The organism is Rhodococcus sp. USK10, assembly GCF_019378875.1.
Classification (GTDB): Bacteria; Actinomycetota; Actinomycetes; order Mycobacteriales; family Mycobacteriaceae; genus Rhodococcus_F; species Rhodococcus_F pseudokoreensis.
In genome coordinates this window covers 1-20,192 of the sequence record NZ_CP076047.1, presented here as the reverse complement: position 1 = coordinate 20,192, position 20,192 = coordinate 1, and the positions used below count along the sequence as shown (strand labels likewise).

The 20,192-nt window shown below is 66.1% G+C and carries 24 protein-coding genes and 2 pseudogenes; 16 read left to right on the top strand and 10 right to left on the bottom strand.

All coding sequences use genetic code 11. The annotated features are described in order from the left end of the window. Window positions 1-348: 348 nt before the first annotated feature. The gene (locus tag I1A62_RS00705) at window positions 349-666 is read left to right on the top strand and encodes a hypothetical protein (RefSeq protein WP_219453480.1); all 318 of its coding nucleotides are present in this window, start codon (window positions 349-351) and stop codon (window positions 664-666) included. Window positions 667-751: 85 nt separating this feature from the next. Here the strand turns inward: I1A62_RS00705 and I1A62_RS00700 are convergent, their stop codons facing one another. The 4 genes and pseudogenes from I1A62_RS00700 to I1A62_RS45555 form a co-directional block, all read right to left on the bottom strand. Next, the gene (locus tag I1A62_RS00700; RefSeq protein WP_219453479.1) at window positions 752-1,045 is read right to left on the bottom strand and encodes a DUF4193 domain-containing protein; all 294 of its coding nucleotides are present in this window, start codon (window positions 1,043-1,045) and stop codon (window positions 752-754) included. Between the two features lie 183 nt (window positions 1,046-1,228). Beyond that, window positions 1,229-2,188 (bottom strand): phosphatidylserine/phosphatidylglycerophosphate/cardiolipin synthase family protein, encoded by a 960-nt coding sequence (locus tag I1A62_RS00695; protein WP_219453478.1) that lies wholly within the window; start codon window positions 2,186-2,188, stop codon window positions 1,229-1,231. 273 nt (window positions 2,189-2,461) lie between these two features. Beyond that, window positions 2,462-2,983 (bottom strand): hypothetical protein, encoded by a 522-nt coding sequence (locus I1A62_RS00690; RefSeq protein ID WP_219453477.1) that lies wholly within the window; start codon window positions 2,981-2,983, stop codon window positions 2,462-2,464. Window positions 2,984-3,174: 191 nt separating this feature from the next. After that, window positions 3,175-3,644 (bottom strand): annotated as a pseudogene (locus I1A62_RS45555) (N-formylglutamate amidohydrolase). Between the two features lie 248 nt (window positions 3,645-3,892). On the opposite strand from I1A62_RS45555, the gene I1A62_RS00685 reads away from it, so the two are divergent. The 4 genes from I1A62_RS00685 to I1A62_RS00670 all read left to right on the top strand — a co-directional run bounded on the left by I1A62_RS00685 (window position 3,893) and on the right by I1A62_RS00670 (window position 5,849). Then, window positions 3,893-4,063 (top strand): hypothetical protein, encoded by a 171-nt coding sequence (locus I1A62_RS00685; RefSeq protein WP_219453476.1) that lies wholly within the window; start codon window positions 3,893-3,895, stop codon window positions 4,061-4,063. A gap of 240 nt (window positions 4,064-4,303) precedes the next feature. Then, the gene (locus I1A62_RS00680; RefSeq protein ID WP_219453475.1) at window positions 4,304-5,179 is read left to right on the top strand and encodes a hypothetical protein; all 876 of its coding nucleotides are present in this window, start codon (window positions 4,304-4,306) and stop codon (window positions 5,177-5,179) included. A 9-nt stretch (window positions 5,180-5,188) separates the two neighbouring features. Continuing rightward, a complete protein-coding gene (locus I1A62_RS00675; RefSeq protein ID WP_219453474.1) occupies window positions 5,189-5,392 on the top strand; it encodes a hypothetical protein in 204 nt (67 codons plus the stop codon). 91 nt (window positions 5,393-5,483) lie between these two features. After that, window positions 5,484-5,849: a hypothetical protein gene (locus I1A62_RS00670; RefSeq protein ID WP_219453473.1), complete on the top strand. Its 366-nt coding sequence runs from the start codon at window positions 5,484-5,486 to the stop codon at window positions 5,847-5,849. Window positions 5,850-6,167: 318 nt separating this feature from the next. Here the strand turns inward: I1A62_RS00670 and I1A62_RS00665 are convergent, their stop codons facing one another. The 3 genes from I1A62_RS00665 to I1A62_RS00655 form a co-directional block, all read right to left on the bottom strand. After that, entirely contained in the window at window positions 6,168-7,184 is a 1,017-nt protein-coding gene (locus I1A62_RS00665; protein WP_219453472.1) for a hypothetical protein, read from the bottom strand. A gap of 96 nt (window positions 7,185-7,280) precedes the next feature. After that, a complete protein-coding gene (locus I1A62_RS00660) occupies window positions 7,281-7,715 on the bottom strand; it encodes a hypothetical protein (RefSeq protein ID WP_219453471.1) in 435 nt (144 codons plus the stop codon). Between the two features lie 629 nt (window positions 7,716-8,344). After that, the gene (locus I1A62_RS00655; protein ID WP_219453470.1) at window positions 8,345-9,148 is read right to left on the bottom strand and encodes a phosphoadenosine phosphosulfate reductase family protein; all 804 of its coding nucleotides are present in this window, start codon (window positions 9,146-9,148) and stop codon (window positions 8,345-8,347) included. 195 nt (window positions 9,149-9,343) lie between these two features. Here I1A62_RS00655 and I1A62_RS00650 point away from each other — a divergent pair, with 195 nt between their 5' ends. Both I1A62_RS00650 and I1A62_RS00645 read left to right on the top strand, forming a co-directional pair. Next, on the top strand, window positions 9,344-9,553 hold the full coding sequence (locus tag I1A62_RS00650; protein WP_219453469.1) for a hypothetical protein: 210 nt from the start codon (window positions 9,344-9,346) through the stop codon (window positions 9,551-9,553). Next, the gene (locus I1A62_RS00645; RefSeq protein ID WP_257890317.1) at window positions 9,550-10,215 is read left to right on the top strand and encodes a hypothetical protein; all 666 of its coding nucleotides are present in this window, start codon (window positions 9,550-9,552) and stop codon (window positions 10,213-10,215) included. The genes I1A62_RS00650 and I1A62_RS00645 overlap by 4 nt, the downstream gene beginning before the upstream one ends. A 528-nt stretch (window positions 10,216-10,743) precedes the next feature. Here the strand turns inward: I1A62_RS00645 and I1A62_RS00640 are convergent. Continuing rightward, window positions 10,744-11,250, bottom strand: coding sequence for a hypothetical protein (locus tag I1A62_RS00640; RefSeq protein WP_257890316.1), 507 nt, complete (start codon window positions 11,248-11,250; stop codon window positions 10,744-10,746). Window positions 11,251-11,483: 233 nt separating this feature from the next. Between I1A62_RS00640 and I1A62_RS00635 the strand changes: the two genes are divergently transcribed. The 4 genes from I1A62_RS00635 (at window position 11,484) to I1A62_RS00620 (ending at window position 14,817) form a co-directional block, all read left to right on the top strand. Further along, window positions 11,484-11,930: a hypothetical protein gene (locus I1A62_RS00635; RefSeq protein WP_257890315.1), complete on the top strand. Its 447-nt coding sequence runs from the start codon at window positions 11,484-11,486 to the stop codon at window positions 11,928-11,930. Further along, on the top strand, window positions 11,927-12,781 hold the full coding sequence (locus I1A62_RS00630; RefSeq protein ID WP_219453468.1) for an RAMP superfamily CRISPR-associated protein: 855 nt from the start codon (window positions 11,927-11,929) through the stop codon (window positions 12,779-12,781). Before I1A62_RS00635 ends, I1A62_RS00630 begins: the two co-directional genes overlap by 4 nt. After that, window positions 12,778-13,515, top strand: coding sequence for a hypothetical protein (locus I1A62_RS00625; RefSeq protein ID WP_257890314.1), 738 nt, complete (start codon window positions 12,778-12,780; stop codon window positions 13,513-13,515). Before I1A62_RS00630 ends, I1A62_RS00625 begins: the two co-directional genes overlap by 4 nt. A 228-nt stretch (window positions 13,516-13,743) precedes the next feature. Next, window positions 13,744-14,817, top strand: coding sequence for a hypothetical protein (locus I1A62_RS00620; protein ID WP_219453467.1), 1,074 nt, complete (start codon window positions 13,744-13,746; stop codon window positions 14,815-14,817). 23 nt (window positions 14,818-14,840) lie between these two features. Here the strand turns inward: I1A62_RS00620 and I1A62_RS00615 are convergent, their stop codons facing one another. Further along, window positions 14,841-15,284: a hypothetical protein gene (locus I1A62_RS00615; RefSeq protein ID WP_219453466.1), complete on the bottom strand. Its 444-nt coding sequence runs from the start codon at window positions 15,282-15,284 to the stop codon at window positions 14,841-14,843. Window positions 15,285-15,342: 58 nt separating this feature from the next. On the opposite strand from I1A62_RS00615, the pseudogene I1A62_RS00610 reads away from it, so the two are divergent. Next, window positions 15,343-16,443, top strand: a pseudogene (locus tag I1A62_RS00610) (IS630 family transposase). Between the two features lie 192 nt (window positions 16,444-16,635). On the opposite strand, the gene I1A62_RS00605 reads toward I1A62_RS00610, so the two are convergent. Further along, window positions 16,636-17,586 (bottom strand): DUF2971 domain-containing protein, encoded by a 951-nt coding sequence (locus I1A62_RS00605; protein WP_219453465.1) that lies wholly within the window; start codon window positions 17,584-17,586, stop codon window positions 16,636-16,638. Window positions 17,587-17,861: 275 nt separating this feature from the next. Here I1A62_RS00605 and I1A62_RS00600 point away from each other — a divergent pair, with 275 nt between their 5' ends. Genes I1A62_RS00600 through I1A62_RS00585 form a run of 4 tightly spaced genes read left to right on the top strand, consistent with a single transcriptional unit; the run spans window position 17,862 to window position 19,622 of the window. Next, entirely contained in the window at window positions 17,862-18,578 is a 717-nt protein-coding gene (locus I1A62_RS00600) for a hypothetical protein (RefSeq protein ID WP_219453464.1), read from the top strand. Further along, complete coding sequence (locus I1A62_RS00595) at window positions 18,575-18,943, top strand: DUF3846 domain-containing protein (RefSeq protein ID WP_219453463.1); 369 nt, start codon at window positions 18,575-18,577, stop codon at window positions 18,941-18,943. The genes I1A62_RS00600 and I1A62_RS00595 overlap by 4 nt, the downstream gene beginning before the upstream one ends. Window positions 18,944-18,963: 20 nt before the next feature. Further along, window positions 18,964-19,335: a hypothetical protein gene (locus I1A62_RS00590; protein WP_219453462.1), complete on the top strand. Its 372-nt coding sequence runs from the start codon at window positions 18,964-18,966 to the stop codon at window positions 19,333-19,335. Further along, window positions 19,332-19,622 (top strand): hypothetical protein, encoded by a 291-nt coding sequence (locus I1A62_RS00585; RefSeq protein WP_257890313.1) that lies wholly within the window; start codon window positions 19,332-19,334, stop codon window positions 19,620-19,622. The genes I1A62_RS00590 and I1A62_RS00585 overlap by 4 nt, the downstream gene beginning before the upstream one ends. Window positions 19,623-20,192 lie beyond the last annotated feature (570 nt).

Here is a 20,192-nt window from a genome sequence, read left to right as displayed (position 1 = left end):
AGCGCAGGAAAGGCTCACCCGGGTGTTTCAGCTGGAATGCTCGCGGCTGTAATCCTCGAATTGCTCTGCGTGTTGTCGCGGGGCTCGCGGTGCTGGCGCTGCGTGAATTCGTCGAGTCTGTTGTTCAGTGGCAGTGGCAGTGGCAGTGGCAGTCGGACTTACCGTTTGGGGGAGGCGCCGCTGACGCAGGCCCTGCGGCGGGCGCCGGCCCTCTCGTGCAGGCTCGGCCCGTCTCGCGGCGTCGTTGCGGTGTATGACGGTGTGTTCGTGCAGGTCGGGTCACGTACCGGGCCGGTCGGTGCTTATGCTCGATGTCGGGAGTTTCGCCGAGCGAAGAGGTGCATCAGCATGGCCCGAGACAGCGGCAACCGGCCGGTCGATGGCCCGGTGTTGACGGTCGGGGTTCGGGTCCTGGTCCGCCGAGGTGCGGCGGCCGACGTCACCGGCGAGATCATCGAGGACTACGCGGCGGTGACCGAACCCGGCGGTGGTGGGCACGCGTGGGCGCCGGTGCATCGGTGGGCGGTCGCGGTCGACGACGGGCGACTGGTCTTCGCCGACACCGAGGACCTGACCATCGATCCGAGTTTCCACCACCCCGCCCCGGACCCGGGCCCGGACAGCGATCGGGCTGTGCGCACCTCCGGCCGGCACCGGGGAGAGTGACGGCGACGCACCAGGCCGCCCGCGAACGGATCCCGGCCCGCGAGTCCTCGGGATCCGAGGTGCCCGGCGGGGGCCGGTGTTTCGGTTAGGTGCAGTCCCGGCAGATCAGCTGCGCGGCGTCGGCGAGGCAGCTGCGGTGGTGGACGAGGAAGCAACTGGTGCAGGTGAATTCGTCGGATTGTTTGGGGATGACGCGGACGGTCAGTTCTTCACCGGACAGGTCGGCGCCGGGCAGTTCGAAGGATTCAGCGGTGTCGGTGTCCTCGACGTCCACGACGGGGGACTGGGTGTCTTTGCGGCTGGCGGTCAGTTGTTCGAGGGACATGTCCGTCGACTCGTCGGATTCGGTGACTCTGGGTGCGTCGTAGTCGGTGGCCATGCCTGCGTTCCTCATGTTCTGCGTGTGAATGCCGGTGTGTTCGGCCCGCCAGATTAGAGGGCCGGCTGGTGTGACACACAACCGGGGCGGGGATGGATCGCCGTCGACTCCGCGGCAGGAAGAGGATTCGCTGATCGGCAGAGGTCAGCCACCGATGGATGCCGGCCCGAGAAGGGGATAGCTTCAGAGGTTCCAGAGCCGGAGCAGGGCGGCCCGCAGGCCGGCGGAGACGACCCGATGATCGGTACGCAGGCGGGGATGGGTGTGGCCGAGGTCGGCGAGCCGGGACTCCGCGTCCGAGATCGCGATCGGCTCGAGGTCGACCCGGGTACGCAGCAGATACGCCACCGCCTTGCGACTGTGGGGGACCGGGATGGCGTCGGAGTCCACGACGGCTGGTGGGTGCAGCCAGTGGTCGTCGGCGGTGACCTGGAGCAGGACGTCGCCGCGTTCGAGGCGGCCACCCCGGCGGCCGCCGGGGGTGTCGAGGCGGAACCACTCCAGCACGTATCTCGTGGCCGGCCCGGCCGCCGAACGGCGCCTGGCGGTGTGCGTGTCCCGTTCCTGCAGCTCGTCCGCACTGGGTTGATAGTCGGTGATGTGCCACAGGAACATTCGGGTCACCGGGGTCGGCAAAAACTCAGGCTCGGCGCGCACCCGGCCGCCGATCCCGGGCAGGGGTACGATCCGCCCGATCTGCCAGATCGCGTTCGCGTTGTCGAGGAAGGTCTGGTCGACTTCGGTGATCTCGTCGAGGCCGTCGATGAACCTGCGGGCCTCGGCGATCGCGTCGGGGTCGTCGGTGACGAGAACCGCTTCGTCGGCGATGGTCGAACTCTCCGAGGCGCCGGCGGATCCGACGATCGCCCGCCGGCTGGTGACGAGGACATTGGCGTGCAGGTTCGGGGTGGACAGCACCCGCACCCCGGCCCGGACGTAGTGGGCGAGGGCGGCGGGGGAGGTGGCATGGGCGCGAAGCGCGGCGCGGGCGGCGTTGACGACCAGGACGTCTCCGGCACGCAGTGGCAGCAGGGTGGGGGCGTCGGCGTCGAGGTAGGCGATCGCCGCATACCGCGGGCCCGCCGCCTTGAGTGCGGCGGTGATGTGCGGCCATGGGCTCGGCCCGTGGAATGTCGTCGCCATACCTGCACGGTAGTGGTCATGCCCACGTCCGATCAGGCAACCGGCGTCCCGGGGTGGGATGTGTCTGGGCTACCTGTTCGCCGACCGACGTCCGCCGGGGCGGTCTCCTCGGGTTGTGCGATGTCCGTGGGCGGTGGTGGTCCCCGCCGGCGGGGTGCGGCGGTGTTGAAGGTGGTCCGCTTTCCATGGCATCATGGTGGTGCCCGGGACAGTAGTCCTGGTGAAGTGGACCCGGCAGCCTTCCGGACGGTAGGTGAGCCGGGTTTCGCGTTTCTATCGGACGTCGACGGTCTTTGCTACCAGCGGCCGCACCCGGGCCGGCCATTCGCCGCCCTTGGCCAGACACCAAGCCACGGCGTCGGGGATCCACAGCATCGGTTCCTGCTTGGCCCGCAGATGGTGGTAGCTGAGTCGGTCGCGGAGTCCGTGTTTGCCGACGGCGTCGTAGAGCACCCGCCGGTCCGCCTTCATCGTTGAATCGTCTTGTTCGAGGACCAGGCGCGTCGCCGACAGCTCGGCGAGATCCGCCACCAACAGTTCCAGGCAGCGCGGCCGTCCCTGCTTCGGGGTGAGTGTGGCGGCGTGGTAGATGTACACGGATACGTCCAATGTCACCAGCGCGGAGCAGATCTCCCGCCTGCGGGAGTCGCGTTCGGACTTGAAGTGCAGACGCTCTTGGCCTTTCATGCGTAACTCGGTGAGCACTTTCCGGGCGGAGCCGAGTGCGCGCGGATCGGCGATGGCTGCGGCCACCATGATGCCGCGAACGGTGTTCTCGTCGACGAATGCTTGCACGACCAGTCAGCTTAGAACCACACACCCCGCCGGGCTGCGTGCGTGGTTGACCAAGGTCTGGCGGGATGAGCCCAGACGTCGGCGGTGTGCATCGTGACCGCCGCAAGAGCCGGCCGCGTGCAGTGGCTGTGGGGGCATGTCGTCGAAGCAGGTCAAGTCCGGATTTGGCTGCGCCGCAGTGACGGTGATCGTCAGCCCGTGGTGGGAAGGGTGATCTGCTCTCCGCCGTCTACGGCGGGGAGCAGGTAGTGCGGGCAGGTGAGCACCTGAGGAGGCACGGGAATGGCGTGCCGGTCGGTGTCGAGGTAGAGGCGGTAGACGAGCTGCCCGTGCCGGTGGGTGCCGGTGTCCGGGTCGACGGCTCAGAGGAAATACCCGTGGGTGGAGTCGGCGGTTGTGAAGATCGTCCGCGCCCACTCGGCGGGCTCGGCGGGACGGCAGATATCGTGGCCGACCCGTCTGCATGTCGACGGCGTGAACGAGGACCGTGACGGCGAACCCGGCCGGTGCGGGGAACCACTGTTCGGCTGCGACGCCGAACGGTGTGATGGAGGTGGGGATCAGTAGCTCGACGTCTACTCCGGTGCGCGCGGCCGCGGTGATGGTGTGCGGACCCAGCCGAGGCATCGCCGGTGGGCAGAGACGGCAGCACCCACCGGATCTGGGGTTTCCGGGTGCGGCCATGGGGCCGGGGGTACGGTCCCACCGAATGCTCAGCTGCCGCGGCGGCGGCGAACCGCCCTGACGATGACGGTCCGGCAGATAGCGCTCCGAACTGTGGGAACGGCATGTCCCCTTGTGATGGATCGTGGGCAGCAACTGCAGCGACAGCAGCATCGCCGGCCCTCCTTTCCGACGCCGCCGAGCGACACAACTGGGGACGCCCCCCGCTCCAGGCAGGATGAGACGATGAGCGACCGAACCACCGCAGGCCTCAAGGATGAACTGGTCATGCTCGCCTCCGTACGCGACCGCCTCCGTGGGTCGGAGGGCGAGGACTTCCGTATCCCGACGACGGCGGTCGATCGGGTGCTCGATGAGCTGAACAGTCTGGAACGGCCGCCGCGCGATCTGACGTGATGCCGGTGAGTGTTGGTCGAACTGGGCCGGTACGTTTCGGTAGTGTGAGGTGCGCGCGGCCGTAAGGCCGGCAATACGCGTGGGAGCACGTCACTGGTTTGGTCACCGGTACATGCCGCTCCCGCGGTTGACCCGCCCTTCGGGGTTGGGTCCGAGCGTGGCAGGCCGTCAATTGGGAAACTCACGCCTGCCACGCTTCGCCATCTCGGGGGTGTGTTCGACACAGGGGGAGGGGATCTGGTGGCGTACAACCTCAGTCCGGATGCGTCGGCCGCCCGGTTGGATCCGGAGGCCGGCACCAGTACCACGCCTGCATCGAAGTCGGCTGGCTACCGGCCGGCGGCCACCTATGACGACCGGGCCCGGGAGCGGGATTCGGCGCGGGATCTGGACCGGATGGTCGAGGACGCCGAGTTCACCCGCGCCCGCAAGGACCTCGAGCGTGCCTTCCCCCGGACCACTGTCCCGGAGTTCTCCGAGCGCAAGCGTCGGGGGTTGCCGATTCCGGATTCGATTCGCCTGCCGCCGAGTTCCCGCCAGCGCAAGGTCCGGTCGGTCAACAAACGTAGGGCGCAGTCACTGTTGCCGAAGGTCGGGTACACCGCGGTGCAGAATCTGGTCGACGACCCGGTCCGCTGGGACACCGTGGGCGAGGCATTGTCGGCGGCGGGCGGGGACGCGCAGCACCTGGAGGAGAATATGCGCTCGCAGGTGCAGCGGGTGGACCGGGCCATTCAGACCGCGGAACGGTTCAATGACCGCGGCCACATCCTGTACTGCGCGGTGACCCTTCCACACGAGGTGCCGCAGCAGGCGGTCAACCTGCCCTCGACGCTGCAGCCGGGCTCACGTCTGGACTTCGACCGGTACACGATGACCGCCCATGCCGTCCACGAACTGGACGGCACGCTGGGGGAGCGGGATGTGGTGTTCGAGATCGTGACCGGCCGGGGCATGTATCTGGGCCGGTCGGACTCGGTCGACGACACCGCGCACCTGCTGCCGCGGGGGATGCGGTTCGAGGTGGTCTCCTGTGGGGAGGGGCGCTACCGTCGCCCGGATGGGGGTATCGGCCGGCGAATGATCGTGCAGCTACGGGACATCACCGAGGATTAGGAGGTTGCGATGGGACTGTTCACCGATGACAAGGGCCGCCCCGAGCTCGTCGTGCACCCGGATATCAAGCTGGGGCGGGCGCGGTTCCGGCCCGTTGAGGAGTGTGAGCCGGCGGAGGAGACACCGAAGCAACGGGCCCGTCGGGAGTTGAAGAAGAAGATGACCGAGGAGCGGCTGGCGAAAGAGAAAACCGGAGGCACCGACCCCGAGTAGGGGTGAACGCCTCCGGCTCATCCAGTGCATCTTCAGTAATCGAATTATAGCGTGGAATTGCGATAACCCTAGAGAGGAAGGCGACTGTTACGTGTACACCCGACCGGCGACCGAGGACGAGATCCGCGACCAGGCACCCGGCCTCACGGTCAGCTATAGCGGCGGCGCATTCGACGAGAACGGGAACGTGATCGGCGGCACCATCGAGCACACCATCACCGTCGCCGAGCCGCGCGACGACTGGTGTACCCGACAGGAACTGCTCGATTGGGGATACAGCGACGCCGGGATCACCCGGTTCTTCGGACCGGAAACCGAAGGACCGCAATCGATCACCGGGTGGACCTGGAAGCACATCCACCACATCGAGGAGACAGTGGTCCTGCCCGTCTTGCGGATGGTGGACGAGTCGTTCGCCGACTTCGCGGCGGCCGCCGACATCCTCGCCAAGGCATAGACCGGACACACGTCCGGGGACGTGTCGTCTCCCCAGGCCACCGAGGGTTGGCCGTGCCGGTGCATCGGCCGGTCAGGCGAGTTGCCGGATCCGGGGCAGGGCGACTGCGATCTGCTGGAAGAGGGCGGGCCATCCGCGACGAAGCCAGGTCAGCGGGCCCGGCACAATGTGCACGCCTGTCGGTGACCGGTCATCGACCCTTGAGCAGATCTGCCTGGGTTGTTCGGTGATTCGCCGAAAGGGTGGCTGGGCGGTGGCCGGCATTCGAGAGTTGAAGCAGACGGGGCGCAACCTTTCGGATTTCGTTGGGGAGAATCGTCAGGTGCGGCGTGTGGGGAACTGGGGTGCGGTGGCGAGGCTCTGGTGGTAGGCCGCGTCCGTAACCGCCGCCATCCGTTCGTAGGCCGACTGCCAGCCGCCAAGGCGGATCCGTTCGGAATCGCCGTCGCCGGTGTCGCCGAGCTCGATCTGAGGGGGGAGCGACTTCGTGAGCGCGAATCCGGTGACGAGAGTCGGGATGACGGTATTGCTGACGTGTCGGTACAGGTGATCGAGCTCGCGGGCGGGGGCGACCCACACCGCACCGTCCGGGCGCAGGACGTGAACCGCCATGGAGGCGTCGACCACTACCGGGGTTCCGGGGCGCGTAGTCGTCAGAACGTCGCCGACCTCGATCGGCCGCATACTGCGGTCACTGTCGAAAAACGGCTCGTCGTGTCGCTGGACCACGCCGCGAGCGGCTGCCATGCGGATCGCATGATGCTTGTCGGTATTCGAGTACTTCTGCAGGAGCACCATCGGGTGTGCGTAGTGCGGTTGCACCCCCATCAATGCGGCGAGTGCCGGATCGATTGACGGCACCGCGGACTCGTCCGCACAGGGCTGAAGGTGCGCCACCCGGTTGCCGAGTTTCGTTCCCGCGGCCAGTTCGACGATTCCCCTCCTTACCACCTTGGTCTGCCAAACTTCGAGAGCTCGTTGTTCCTGGTAGACGGGCATTTGTATCGCCAGGGCCTGATTGCCGGTGATCTCCGCGCCGCGCGACGACTCAACCAGGTGAAAGAGCGTGTTCTCGATGGCGGCACGGAGGTGATGGACAGCCTCACTGAACAGCATCGGTACCAGCGGGGGAATCGGACGGATACCGGCGACGACAAGGTCGAGGTTCCCGGCATCCGTCAGGACCTCGACAAGGTCCAGCGCGCCGCGATCCTCGGCTCCTCGCGACCAGTTCAATGTCAGTTCGCTCAGCTGATACGCGGCCTGGTCGGCCCGCGCGAGCCGCAGGGCCACAGGCGCCAACTCCGCAGGCAACCAGGAGGTCTCATCTTCCACGATCAGGAGTATATGCGGCTGACGAGGCCTCCGAGACTGTCGGTGTCGCTCCTGTCTTGAGCCGTTGCCCAGGGACGGAGCGGTTCCCGAAAGTACTCAAACGGAGAAGACCCCCACCATTCCTCCGTCGAACATCTCGACGGTGTAACCCAGATCACGGAGCCAGGACTGCAGTACCCACCGGATGCGATCCGCGTGCGCAACAAGTTCTTCTGCGGGTGCGGGGGTGAGCGCATCGGGTGCGGCCAACAACGATTCCATCACTTCGACCGGGACGAGTCCGTCCCGGCGCAGGGCCGAGGAACGAGGCAGGCGGTGTACTGCGGCGACCGGATCGGTTACGCCGGCTGCAGCGAACGCGTACGCCAGCTTCTCGCATAACGCCGGAAAGCGCCCCAGGACATGCTGGGCCACATCACCACGGGTCTCTCGCAGTGCACGCACGAAATCGGTCCCGAAGTCCGCGTAGTCACCGATGTAGTCGACGTCCTGAGGCCAGGTGCGGCACAACGCCCGCTCCACGATGCTCATCGAGGGTGCGCCAGGCCCGAGTGCTCCAGAAAGTTCGGTCGGTGTCCCCGGGTGTGCTCGGCTCACCTCTCCTCCGAATTCCCGCGTGCAGGAACTCGTGTGCGAGGAAACGAGGGGCACTCCCGGACATCCCGCCGACCCGCACTCTGGTCAGGTCCGGGGTGAGAAGGGCCCGGTTGACGATGATGTCGGAGCAGTTCACCCCGCGCGGGGATGTCATCGTCTTGGCGACGGTGAGTCCGGCGCCCCCGCGATGAGTACTGCGAAACGCACGATCAGGCGAGGCCAACCGGTCATTCACCGAGCGGTCGAAGTTCCCGCTGAAGATCACCTGCGTTACGGTGGCATCCTCTGCCCGTGCCGGGGCCAGCGCCGCCTTGACGAAGTGCTCGTACGGTTGCCGATCAGAGGTCTGGTTCGGGTATTCGAAGTGCAACGTCAGGCTCACGTGCTGCGCTTCTCAGAGGACGGTGACATACCTCGAACCGGCACACGCGTGCCGGTGATGATGGCGGTGACATACCTCGAACCGGCACACGCGTGCCGGTGATGATGGCGGGTTGCTCCGGCCGCGGCGTGCAGGAACGAGCCCGCGGATCTGAGTCCGCAACATACCGGGCGAACGTAATTCAGGGCAGTTGCCGAATCCGGGGCAGAGCGTCACTAAGTTGTTCGAAGAGAGCGGGCCATCCGCGGCGCAGCCACGTCAACCGTCCACGGTCGAGATGATTGCCGTCGATCAGGTGTGAGAGACGATGCTGGCTGTCGGGGACCCCGAGCTGGGTGAGCCTGTCGTAGACCGGATTCACCGGCAACTGGTGTCGGGTGATGTGTGCCCAGACATCGGCGGTGGTCCAGTTCCAGATCGGCCCGTACGCGATCGTGCCGTCGGCGCGGGCGATGGTCCCGTCCCGGCGGCCGCCGCGGGTGTACAGGTGTCGGCGGGCGGCGGATTCGTCGGCACGCACACCCCACAGCTCACCCGGCCCGAGCAATGCGTGGGCGCGGCGGGCGGGTTCGGTGATCAGCACCTGCTGCAGATCCACCCGCGCGGCCGCGTCATCGGTGGGGACGGCATGGTCCCAGAGACCAGAAGCTGCCAGCACGTCGAGCAGTGGCGGATCAGCCGGGATGCGGTGCAGATCCAGTTCCCACCGGTCCGCGAGGTCGGTGAGGTAGTCGTAGGTTTCGGGGTAGTCGAGGCCGGAGTCGAAGAACACCACCGGCACATCCGGTTCCACCCGGCGGACCAGGTCGAGGACGACGAGGGAGTCCTTGCCGCCGGAGAACGCCACGTACCCGTCACGGGCGGAAAGGTGCGCCTCGATCCGGGCGGTGATGTCCGCGACGGCCGCGGCACAGGTTTTGACCGACGGCGCCCGGAGCCCGCGCAACGTCGAGATGTCCAGGCCGGGGTCCGGTGTCGTCACCACAGCGGCCAGGCTACGACCCCGCCTCCGCACGGTGCCGAACAGCTCCACTCCCGCGTCGACATGAGGACCCTATAGCCCATATGGGTGCTCATAGCCGGTAGAGCGACACACGATGGTGCCGGGTGCGGCGCCGAGATGCGACATGGCCGGTGCCGATCCTCGGCACCGACGGTGTGCTGCGGTTGAATAGACGGCATGGGGTCGTCCGCGGTGGAGCAGCTGTGGCAGACGTTGTCCGAGAACGAGTTGGCGTTGGTGTGCGTCCGGGGCCCGCAGTACGAGTGGGCGGATCTGATGACGGCCGCGGACCATCCGGCGGGGGAGCTGACCTGGCTGGCCCGGGAGACGAGCGAGGTCGCCGAGCAATACCCCAGAGGCGCCAGCCACCGCACTTCGGCGCTGTGACGGCGCCGAACCTGACCGCGGCACCATCGGATGTGGTGTGGGCCGCCTACACCGCCGCCGTCGGCATCCCGGAACACGCCGAGCCCGCGGATCGGGTGGCCGGGTGCGCGCGGTGCGGGCACGCCACGACGGTGATGATTCCGGTCGGGCAGGTGATCTCACGCCGGTTCACCGGGTTTGAGTCGTGGACGAACTTGGCCGGCCGGCGCCTGTGTCAGGTGTGCGTGTGGGTGTACCGGCGCCGCCCGCTGCGTGTCGACGCGCATGTCGTCACCCGGGACCCGGCGACAATCCGGGCGGCCAGCCCGGCACTGCTCCACCAGGTGCTCTCCACCCCGATCAATGCGGACACCGCGGTGATCGTGCCGCTGCGGCCCGGCCGCAAACACCTCCTGCCCGACGCCTCCTGGGGTCAGGTCACGGTCGACGACGCCGGGCTGACATGGGCCGCCGCGGATGCGGACCGGCTGACGGTGATGCGGCGACTGCGCGGTCACGGCTTCACCGAGATGATGCTGCGGCAGGACACCCCGGCGTACCCGGTGCTGAGCCGGCTGCCGGCCGAGCAGTGGCCACAGCTCCTCGACGACTGGCACAGCCTCGGGGTGTGGCGGCAGGCGGGGCCGTGGTTCGAGGTCGGCCTGCGCGCCAGCCGCCGGTAACGGCGCCCGCGCCGTCGGTTCGGGGTACGCCGGATCCGAACGTATTTCCGAGTGGGGACTGTCCACGAGGCGATGCCAACGAAACTGGGAGTCGGGGACTGTCGTACGCGGATGGCACCGGATCCGTTCGCCGTTCGTCGATGCACCAACACGGCCCTCCTCGGCACCGGGTGCCGGCCCGATCGCGGGTGCGGATGTCCCGGCAGGCCGCCGTCAGGCCGCGGAAGGTGGGACGCAGCCGACGATCCCCGGCCGGTCCGGCCGACGTCTGGGGGCACCTCGACCGGTACCGCCGGCAGCCCACTCGATCGCGTTGACGTGCGGGTATCGGTGTTGTGGTTGCGTCGACGCAACGTCGGCCGACATAATGTGGGTGCCCGAGGCAGTAGCCGAGGGAAGCGGTTCGTGTAGGAGGTCTCCGGGGCGTAAGTACCCCTCGTAGGCAGCCCCACCCAGAGGTTTCCAGCCTTGCGCGCCCACCCATATACGACGAACGCCCCTCATAGTTGGAGGGGCGTTCTCGTGTTTTCAGATCCGTACAACGGTGATGCGGTGCGCGATCTTCGCCCGCATGCTGCCACCGCGCCCCCAGGCCCAAGCATGCACATCGGGCAACCATAAGAGGGAGTTGGTCGGCCGGTCGTGGGTGTACCGGAACGGGACCTCGGCGCCGAGTTCGTCGCGGATGACCCGGTTGTCCTCCCGGTCCTGATCGCACGACTCGATGACCAGGTTCGTCACCGCCATCTGCGCGAGATCCCGCACCGCGGCCGCGAGGGTCGCATCCCGGGCCTGGCGTTCGTTGACCTTCTTCGAGCTCACCAGGTAGAGCCGGCTGCTCGCCTCCAGTCGTGCGACGTCGGAGACGATCTTCGGCGCCAGCTTCTTCCCGACGCTGGTCATGTGGATGCGGGTGTGCCCGGGTGGGCGGAGGGCGTTCATCTGCTTGCGCAGGGCGGTGAGGTCGCCGGACGCGACCGTCACAGCACACAGGGCGTACTCGCCCCGTTTGGATTCGTCGATGAACGCATGCACGCGGAGAAGTCTCCCACCCGGAAGCGACAACCTTCGCAGGCTGAGGCCCTCCGAACGCCGAGCCGAACCCGGTCACCCGCAGGCCAGGGAGCTCAGGGCACCCGGAAGATTGTTCCGCACCACAAGCGCACCGTGCGAGGTAGGAGGCGGTCGGTTCCGCATCCCGGCGGCCGGGGCGTCTCTCGGATTTCTCGACTCGAGAAAACGGCTCGTCTTCTCTAGGATCAGCCGCGATGAACATCTCGGGGAAGCAGACGTTTTCGGTGACAGAGAGCTGGCTGGCCACGGTCCCACAGTTGCCGGCGCTGGCCGATCCGGCCGCGCAGGTGGCGGAGCGGTTGGTGTTGTTGCTGCACTACGGAATCGACTGGTCGGGCAACAACTGGGTGGGTGCCCGTCGCGGTGATTACTGGGACACTTTGCTGCCCACCCGGATCCGGTTGGCCACCTACAACAGCATCAACCTGCATCAGTGGTGGACCGCGTCGGCGGCCCGCCTCGGGGCGAGTCCGCGCACCGACGAACAACGCGCGGAACTGGCCATGCTGCTCACGAGTGAGGCGCGGCCGGTGCTGCAGGTGATGCGCGATCAGACAATCGCCCTGACGTTGCGGACCCGGATCGTCGCGGATGCGGTCCGGGCAGCCCGCACCGGCGACGTCCGGGGGTTGGCGTCGTGACCGTGACGCGGATGTGGGAGCTGGAGATGACCGCGCGGTCTCCGATCTCGCACCGCGGGGAGCTGATCGGCACCACCGCGATCGGCCGGCGAATGAAGGTCCTCCAGCCTGATGGGTCGGTGGAGCTGGTCCCGGTGATCTCCGGGAACTCCTTCCGCGGCGTTCTGCGCCGGATCGCAGAGGGGATGCTGCGCGACGTCCTGCACTACGAAGGCCGGCTCCCGCTCGCGGTCGCGCACGCGCTGCGCAACGGCGGCGCGATTGTGAAAACGCAGGCCGAGCCGATTACCGGCCGCCGCCTGCATCAGCTCCGGGAGTTGGTTCCGCTGCTGAGTGTGTTCGGCGGCGCCATAGGGGCGGCGCCGATCGACGGGTGTCTGCGCGTCGGGCATGTGGTTCCGATCGTCACCGAAGCGACCCCAATCCTCCGTCGAAGCTACGAGGGGCAGCCGATTCCGTCCCGGTTCGACATCGAAGCCCTCGAGTCCTATTCGCACCTTGACGACGTGATCGCCGGTCATGCCGGCACCACTGTCGACCCGGAAGCCGCATCGGGTGGGTCGGGGTCGCCGGTGATGCGGTACGACATCGAAACCCTCGCGCCGGGGACCCGGTTCGAGTCGTGGGTGCAGCTGGTCCGCGGTTCCGACCTCGACTACGCGTTCGCTGCGGGCGTCCTGGCAGAGTTCACCCGGTCGGGGTGGCTCGGCGGAAGGTCGGGGATCGGGCACGGCCAGATTGCCACCACCATCACCGAGCATGCTGAGGGTGGCCCGGTGGTCGATTGGCGGGAGATCGTCGGCGCACGGCGTGATGAGGCCCTGGAAACCCTGCTCTCACTCCCCGCGTGACCCTCGAAGTTGCTGCGGGGATGGTGCCGCTGGTGATCCGCGCCCGGATGGCCGCCGGCGTCGCGCACGGGGCGCCGTGGGGCATCAGCCTCGACGGACTCCTCGCCTCCGAGATCCGGGAGAACACCAAGGCCGCGGCGTTGGAGGCTGGTATCGACTACGAGCCGTACAGCCCGGACACCGTTCCGGAGGATCTGGACCTGCCGCTGGCCCGCTGTACCGGCGACGGCGGCGAGGGGTGGCATTGGGCGGCGACCTTTGCTTTCCCGGAGGACGAGGTTCCGGGCCCACACGTGCAGTACTGGTCCGCCCGCCCGGATCAGCAGGCCCTCGAACAGATGTCGGATCAGTTGCCGGCGTTGGTGTCCGAACGGCAGGGCCGCTACCGCTCCCGGGTGATGCCGCTGCCGCTGACGGTGTGCCGGCACCTGGTGTGGCGGGCCGTCGGGGACTCGGCCGCCGTCACTGAGCTGCTCGCACCCGTGGTCTCGATCGGGAAGAAGCGCAGCGCCGGCCACGGCCACGTCTTGTCCTGGGAGATCACCGAAGAACCGGCCGCCGACCGGTGGGAGTTCGCGCACCTGCACCCGGACGGCTGCCTCGGCCGTACCGCACCCGCGGCCTGCCTGCACGGGCGCGGCGACCTGCGGACCGGTGGGGAGGGGCAGATGGGACTGAGGCCGCCGTACATACACCCCGCCCGCCGTGCAAAGGTGCTGTTGCCATCACGCTAAGTAGTCGTTGGGTGGCGTGTATGCGCCGCTAGTTCGGTGCTCGGGGTGGCGCTGCGGTACCCGCGGAGGTATCTGCCGAATTCGGGTCGGGGCGGGAGAGTTCTGCTCGATTGGACAGGTGCCCCACACTGCGCTGGAGCAAATGTGTCAGGGTCGCGAGGTATCGTCCGCCGTCGCGAATACGCAACTACCGCTCGTCCTTGGTCGGTTATGAAAGAAGGGGCACGCATGCCTGAAGTGTTCGACTGGCTTTCACAACAGCCGAATTGGATCTGGCTCTTTGCGGTGGCCCTCGTAACCCACAGGCTTACACTCCGGCGCGAGAAGTGGAACCGCGAACAGGCCCGGCGTACCGAGCAACGAAAAGCGGTTGCCGACTTCTCCGCAGCGGTCAACGGTGCCGCTCCACAGGCTGGAGAACTCGCAACCTGGCTCGAGCGCCGCAGGGCAGCACGGGACGATGCCGAGTTCGACGACGCAAACAACAAGTGCGATGAGCAGATGAGCAAGTTCGCCGACAAGATCTTCGAGATCCACCGCGCCGCCGACCTGCTCAAGATGAGTCTGGTCGACTCTGAGTTGAACTACCGGGCATCGTTCGTGTTGAAGCTCGCGCAAGACATCTCGGAGCTCGGAGGTGACCGTCGGACGGAACCGAGTTCGAAGGAGTTCAGTCTCGCACTCCTTGAACGGCGATGCACCGAACGAATGAAGCAGCTCATGATTGCCACGGACGACTTGCTCAGCGCGGCCATCTACCGGATCCCACCACAGACGACGTGGCTCCACCGGAAAGTCTCGATTGTCCATTTCAAGAGCAAGGTCGACGAGCTCACAGCCTTCTCGGAAAAGGTAAATGCTGACACCGAGGCTGTCTTCAAGGCGACGGTCGGGGATGTGCAACGACCGACGTTCACCAATAGCAATGGGGCTATCGAAGCGCTTCGGATACGCACCGGCGCTCAGCGCATTGATACACCTGTCGAGGAGAACGAAGCTGAAATTATCGGCGGCCCGTCTGGTAAGGGACAAGTGCGGCTGACACGCGTCGCCGGGCGCGACCTCGACCGGTCTTCTATCGGGCGGTACGTCGGCCGAGCCAACGGCGGCTACAACCAGCTTGGCAAACTCGTAGATCTTGTCCCCGTCCTCACCGACCCTCGAGGGCTTTGGTTGGCCACGATCGCTTGGGGTGAAACACCGACCGAGCGGGCATCCACTCAGAAAGTGAAAATTCCATTCGACACGGTAGTTGAGTTTGTCGAGCTTACAGTCGACGCCAACGCGGGCGGAGAAATGTAAGAACTGCTGGCGATCTCCGGCGCCTAGCTGCGCCGGGATGGTGGTGCTTCCACCCATGTCTGTGATTCATTCGCACGGTGGCCGGCACGAGGCGTCCAGGTAATCGTGATGTCTCCACCCCAATTCCCATCGATGTCGGTGGCGGCAGCGAACCGACGTGACTGGCCAGCACCGATGAAGACCGGGTCATCTGGCCCAACATCTCCGAGCTTGAACGCAAGTGGGTGGTACGCACCTTCCAAGGCGACGGCCTCGGCATCAACCGTGCCCGTGTTCCGCAATACGAAGCAGAACAGCGGGTCGTCGTGAGACTCGATTCGCCATCCGTATTCCCTCTCATGTTCGGCCCGGATTGCCGCGTCAGCGGAGTCCCGTGACGCCTCAGCCGAGCGCTTTGAATGGAGAAGAGCCCATCCGGACACGATCGCAGCGAGACCCGCGATGACTACGGCGACGATATCTGTCATGAGCTGAAATGCTAGTGGTCCGTCTGCGAATTAGTCGAGCGTTTTATATAGTCGACGCATGGTTGCAGCGGCGTTGTCGGTCAGTGACGAACAGCGGGCGGAGTTGAGGCGGATGGCGGCCTCGACGACACTGCCGCACCGGAAGGTGGTCCAGGCGCGGGCCTTGCTGTGGGCAGGCGACGGGGTGGCCAATGCCGAGATAGCCAGACGTTGCCAGGTGACTCCGGAAGCGGTGTGGCGCTGACGCTCTCGCTTCACAGAAGAGGGAACTTCCGGGGTCGGGACGGTCGCGAAGGGGCGAGGCCGCAAACCGAGTTTGCCGGCGGGCACAGTCGAAGAGGTGCTGCGGTTGACCCATCAGGAGCGTCCGGCGGACGGCTCGACACACTGGAGCACCCGGACGATGGCCGCCCGCGTCGGGATCGGGAAGGACTCCGTCGCCAAGATCTGGGCTGATCAAAATCTCAAGCCCTGGCGGGTCGCGACGTTCAAGATCAGCAACGATCCGCGATTCGAGGAGAAACTCGTCGATGTCGTTGGGCTGTACCTGAACCCGCCCGCGCGGGCGGTGGTGTTCTCGTTCGACGAGAAGACGCAATGCCAGGCGTTGGACCGCATCCAGCCGTCGCTGCCCATGAAGCCAGGACGCGCCGGGACGATGACCCACGACTACAAGCGCAACGGCACCATCGATCTGTTCGCGGCGATGAACGTCGGCACCGGGGAGGTCCTCACAGACCTCCGCAAGGGCCACGCCGGAGCCGATGTGCTGCGGTTCTTCAAGCAGATCGACGCCAGCGTCCCGCGCTCGCTCGACGTTCACGTCGTGCTCGACAACCTGTCCGCGCACTCGACCCCGGAAATCAAAGCGTGGTTGGCGCACAAGAACCGTCGCCGGTGGCACCTACATTACACCCCAACGTCGAGTTCCTGGCTGAACCTGATCGAACGCTGGTTCAAAGAACTGACCGACAAGCGGCTGCGCCGCGGCGTCTTCACCAGCGTCACCGACCTTGCCGACGCGATCACCACGTGGGCACAACACTGGAACGAGGAACCCAAACCCTTCGTGTGGAAAGTGACCGCGGAAGACATCATCGCCAAAGTCCAACGCGGCCGCACCGCCCTCCACAAGATCAAATCGCAGACAGACCACTAGCTGCGTATGTTGTGGGAGGTTCGTCGCGTGGTCGCGGGATAGTGGGGCATCGACCAACACCGCTGATCGTGCCCACAGCACAAATGCATTGCCGTCCTGTGGTAGGGCACCGGGATTTGGCCGACGACGGATATCACTGCCTCCGCGCGACTGGTTGACCAACGGTTGCTGCCTTGGGGCGGATGAAGGTGATCAGCCACGGAATGGAACTGATGATGGAACCACGTCGACGTCGGAGTACCCGTTGACTGCAAGGAACTGATTGACGGCGCTTATCCGAAGTTTGGTGTGTCTACCTGGTCCCACCACGATTGTTCGGATGGCGTCCTTGGGAAAAGACATTTCAACGTAGGGCAAGAGGGAAAAGGTGCCGCTCGGCTGGAACTTGATGTCTCTTTCCTGGAGCAGGTCCGATGCGATTAGTCGCCACTCGGCTTCGTTCTTGAATCCGGGGTGCTTGACGAGAGCGGCGGCGCGAAGCGCTAAGCCGACGGCCCGGACAGTGTAGAGAGCGAATTGCTCCACGTATTCTCCGGATCCGTCGACAAGTGCCTCGATGACGTCGTCGACGAGTTTCGCCCGAGCTTTCCTCCCATATTCAACCTTGATGGGTTGTGAGGTGGGGCTGTCCGTCCATTCGTTGCGGTGGTGGTCCCACTTTCGATATGTGACCTTGTGCAACATGTCTTGGTCAAAACCGATCGCGAAGCCGTTCCCGTTGTTGCCGTATCCCTGCCATTGGCTGAGTGAGTCCGCGTGCCTGGTGAGGCTGACGACGTAGCTTCCCATCAGGTGCTCGCCGAATTGCAGGCCCAGTCCGTCCAATGTTTTGAGGGCCGTTTTGACGCTGTTAACCATCACGTACTTCGGGACTGTGGCGTCGGGACGGATGTCCTGGCCGGTGCGAAGGGCTTCGAAGTAGTCGGCGCACGCGACCCGAGCATCCGACGAGAGCGCGCTTGATGACTGCTGATCAGCGACCTCTAGGGCGTTGACAAGGCCTTTCATTCCGTACTTGAACTCGCGGGAGTCATTCAAGTACCTGATATCGGTCCCCCAGAAGACGGTGTCTTCGACGATGCCCTTTAGCCCTCCAGCGTCGGTGTAGTGAAACAAGAGTGAGGGACTATCGCTCAGCGGCATAGCCAAGAAAATACCTGGCCCGTTGCACCTACCCATCCCGTGCCCCGGCACGGGATGGGTAGGTGGTGTTTTGGGGGTCTGGGGGCTTGATTTCGGGGTGGGTTTGTGAGTGGCGTGTGGTTCGAATTCGTTTGTTGTGCAGTGTGTTTCGGTTTGTTTGTGTCGGTGGGGTGGGCTATGTTTTCGGTGTTCCCAATTGATGCGGGGCGGAGGGGGTTGACCACCCTTCCGCTCCGGTGAGTCCCAGGGGTGATCTCTGGGGGTTTGGAGTTGTGATGTCTGTGGATGTTGCGGTTGTCGAGAACGCGGCTGTGTCGAGCGGCAGTGGTGGTGTGGTGTCTGCTGGTGGGGTACTCCCGGCGGATGGGGTGTTCGTCGAGGTGCGCTGCGGTGAGGCGTGGACGTCGGGGTGGTTGGTCGCGGACCGCGCCGAGGTGTCGGCGTTGTCGGCGGCGGGTGCTTCTGCTGTGGGGGAGCGGGTAGTGTCGGTGGCGGTGGTGCCGCTCTCCCCGGAGGCCCCGGTGTGGGAGGGGCGGGTGCGCCCGGATCAGGTGGTGATCGCGTCGTTGCAGCGTCCGGTGCCGGTGTTCTGGGATCGGGTGGCGGGTTCGCTGGCGGCGGCGATGGTGGCGCGGCGGGAGGCGGCGACGCTGCGGGAGCGCCTCGAGGGGGCGCAGGCCGAGCACCGGGAGTGGGTGGACGCGGTCGCGACCTCAGCGCATGCGTGGGCGGACGAGAACAACTTGTGCGGCGAGTTCGATCGGTTCATGGCCGAGCACGATCTGCCGCCGCGCCGCCGGGAGTTCTCGGTGGAGTGCGAGGTGACGATCACGACGCGGGTCGGTGTGACGGTGGAGGCGCGGTCGGCGGAGTGCGCCGAGGACGACGTCGATCGGGAGATGGTGGCGCGGGCGGTGGGTCGCCGGATCGGTGGGTTCCGCCGCCACGATCTGGAACTCGACGACTTCACGGTGCGCGGGGTGCAGGCATGAGTGCGGTGACCGTGCAGGCGGTGCGGGTCGGGGTGGACGGCTGCCTGGAGGTGATCGACCTCGGGGCGGCCCCGTCCACGGGTGCGGCGATCCGGTCGGCGATCGGGTGCCGCTGGTTCGATGTGGTGCGGCTGACCGACGTGTTGGACATGTGGGTCGATGACGAGGGCGCGATCGTGGCGGACGCGGAGGTCAATGTGATGGCGACGGCGATTGCACGCGCCCACGGGGCGATCTGGCAGCCGTTCTGCGGCGTGGTGGTGTTCGCGGCCCACGACGGCAACGGCGAGACGGTGGGCCTGTCTGACGCCCAGAAGGACGCCCTGCTGACCGGCACGGTGTTCGCCCCGATGGTCAACCACTGAACGAGGAAGGGACTCCCCACATGACAACCACGACAACGACCGCAACGGCGAACATCAACGTCCCCACCCCGGCGGGGGTCTACCTGTCGCAGGGTGAACGCGCCCTCGCGCGCGGCACTCACTACATCGAGGAATCGATCTGGGTCTACCTGATGCGGGACTGGGACGGCGTCGATCGGTGGGTGTTGGACCCGGTGGCGGTGGACGGCTGCGGTCTGGATTCGGGCCTCGAGAACGGTGCCCGCAACAGCGAGTGCATGTGCGAGGACCGGGAAGCGTGTGACGCGATCCGGGACCGGATGGACCGGGCACCGTTGCCGTCGGCGGATGATCTGTTGCACCTGCTCGCGGACTCGCTCGGCTACACGCTCACCCGGGCAGACCAGCCGTGACGGCGCTGGTGGAAGCCGTCTTGGTTCGGGACCCGGACGGCCCGACCGACGCGTGGGTGTTCGTCGACGGCAAACCCGTCGATGCGGTGGTGAGCTGCGTCGATGCCGGAGCGGGCTGGGACTGGGACTGGAAACAGCACCGCGACGAAGTGCTCGCGCAGGCATCCCCGGCGGCGCGGGAGTTGCTGCGTACGGTGCTCGACGGTCCGCCGGGCGGGGTGTATGTGGAGGGCCGGGACGGTGCGCCGTGGCTGGACCCCGAGCCGGTGCCGGAACCGACCCCCTAGAACCGCCCGACCCACGAACGTACGCGGCCCGTACCCGACCCTCGGGGTGCGGGCCGCGTGCCCACGGTGGGCTGTGATGGGGCTGTGACCTGGTGTGATGGCATGTCCCCGGTTTGTGATGTGTGGGGGCCGGCGACCTCGGTGGGGAGTGCCGGCGCCGGGGGTGTGGGGGCGGGGTGCCCGTTTCGCCCCGTTTTGAGGGAGTTTTGAAAGGTGTTGTTTCGCAATATATTTGGGTAACCAACTGTTATTGAGATTGTTTCGATGACTATGCACAGCAGCGACACTTTGATGTGTGTAATCTGTTGTTTAACAATCTATTTAGATGATTGAGGATTTGTATTGTGTGGGTTTGCCTCCTGGGGTGGGTGGTATGCTGTGGGTATGACGATGGGCGGTGCGGGAAGGCGAGCGGGCGATGGGTCCGGCGCACCCTCCCGCCTCCCCAGCCTCGTTCGGGTGTCGGGTACCGAATCGAACGGAACGATGGAAAGAGCAGGTGAGAGCCTAATATTCGAAACCCAGAGGAGCGAAGCGACTCGATCAACGGCAACGGGAACAGGCCCACTG

Coding starts and splice junctions, on each gene's coding strand:
- I1A62_RS00705 (WP_219453480.1), top strand. CDS start 349: ATGGCCCGAGACAGCGGCAACCGGCCGGTCGATGGCCCGGTGTTGACG.
- I1A62_RS00700 (WP_219453479.1), bottom strand. CDS start 1,045: ATGGCCACCGACTACGACGCACCCAGAGTCACCGAATCCGACGAGTCG.
- I1A62_RS00695 (WP_219453478.1), bottom strand. CDS start 2,188: ATGGCGACGACATTCCACGGGCCGAGCCCATGGCCGCACATCACCGCC.
- I1A62_RS00685 (WP_219453476.1), top strand. CDS start 3,893: ATGAGCGACCGAACCACCGCAGGCCTCAAGGATGAACTGGTCATGCTC.
- I1A62_RS00675 (WP_219453474.1), top strand. CDS start 5,189: ATGGGACTGTTCACCGATGACAAGGGCCGCCCCGAGCTCGTCGTGCAC.
- I1A62_RS00660 (WP_219453471.1), bottom strand. CDS start 7,715: ATGAGCATCGTGGAGCGGGCGTTGTGCCGCACCTGGCCTCAGGACGTC.
- I1A62_RS00650 (WP_219453469.1), top strand. CDS start 9,344: ATGGGGTCGTCCGCGGTGGAGCAGCTGTGGCAGACGTTGTCCGAGAAC.
- I1A62_RS00635 (WP_257890315.1), top strand. CDS start 11,484: ATGAACATCTCGGGGAAGCAGACGTTTTCGGTGACAGAGAGCTGGCTG.
- I1A62_RS00620 (WP_219453467.1), top strand. CDS start 13,744: ATGCCTGAAGTGTTCGACTGGCTTTCACAACAGCCGAATTGGATCTGG.
- I1A62_RS00615 (WP_219453466.1), bottom strand. CDS start 15,284: ATGACAGATATCGTCGCCGTAGTCATCGCGGGTCTCGCTGCGATCGTG.
- I1A62_RS00605 (WP_219453465.1), bottom strand. CDS start 17,586: ATGCCGCTGAGCGATAGTCCCTCACTCTTGTTTCACTACACCGACGCT.
- I1A62_RS00600 (WP_219453464.1), top strand. CDS start 17,862: ATGTCTGTGGATGTTGCGGTTGTCGAGAACGCGGCTGTGTCGAGCGGC.
- I1A62_RS00595 (WP_219453463.1), top strand. CDS start 18,575: ATGAGTGCGGTGACCGTGCAGGCGGTGCGGGTCGGGGTGGACGGCTGC.
- I1A62_RS00590 (WP_219453462.1), top strand. CDS start 18,964: ATGACAACCACGACAACGACCGCAACGGCGAACATCAACGTCCCCACC.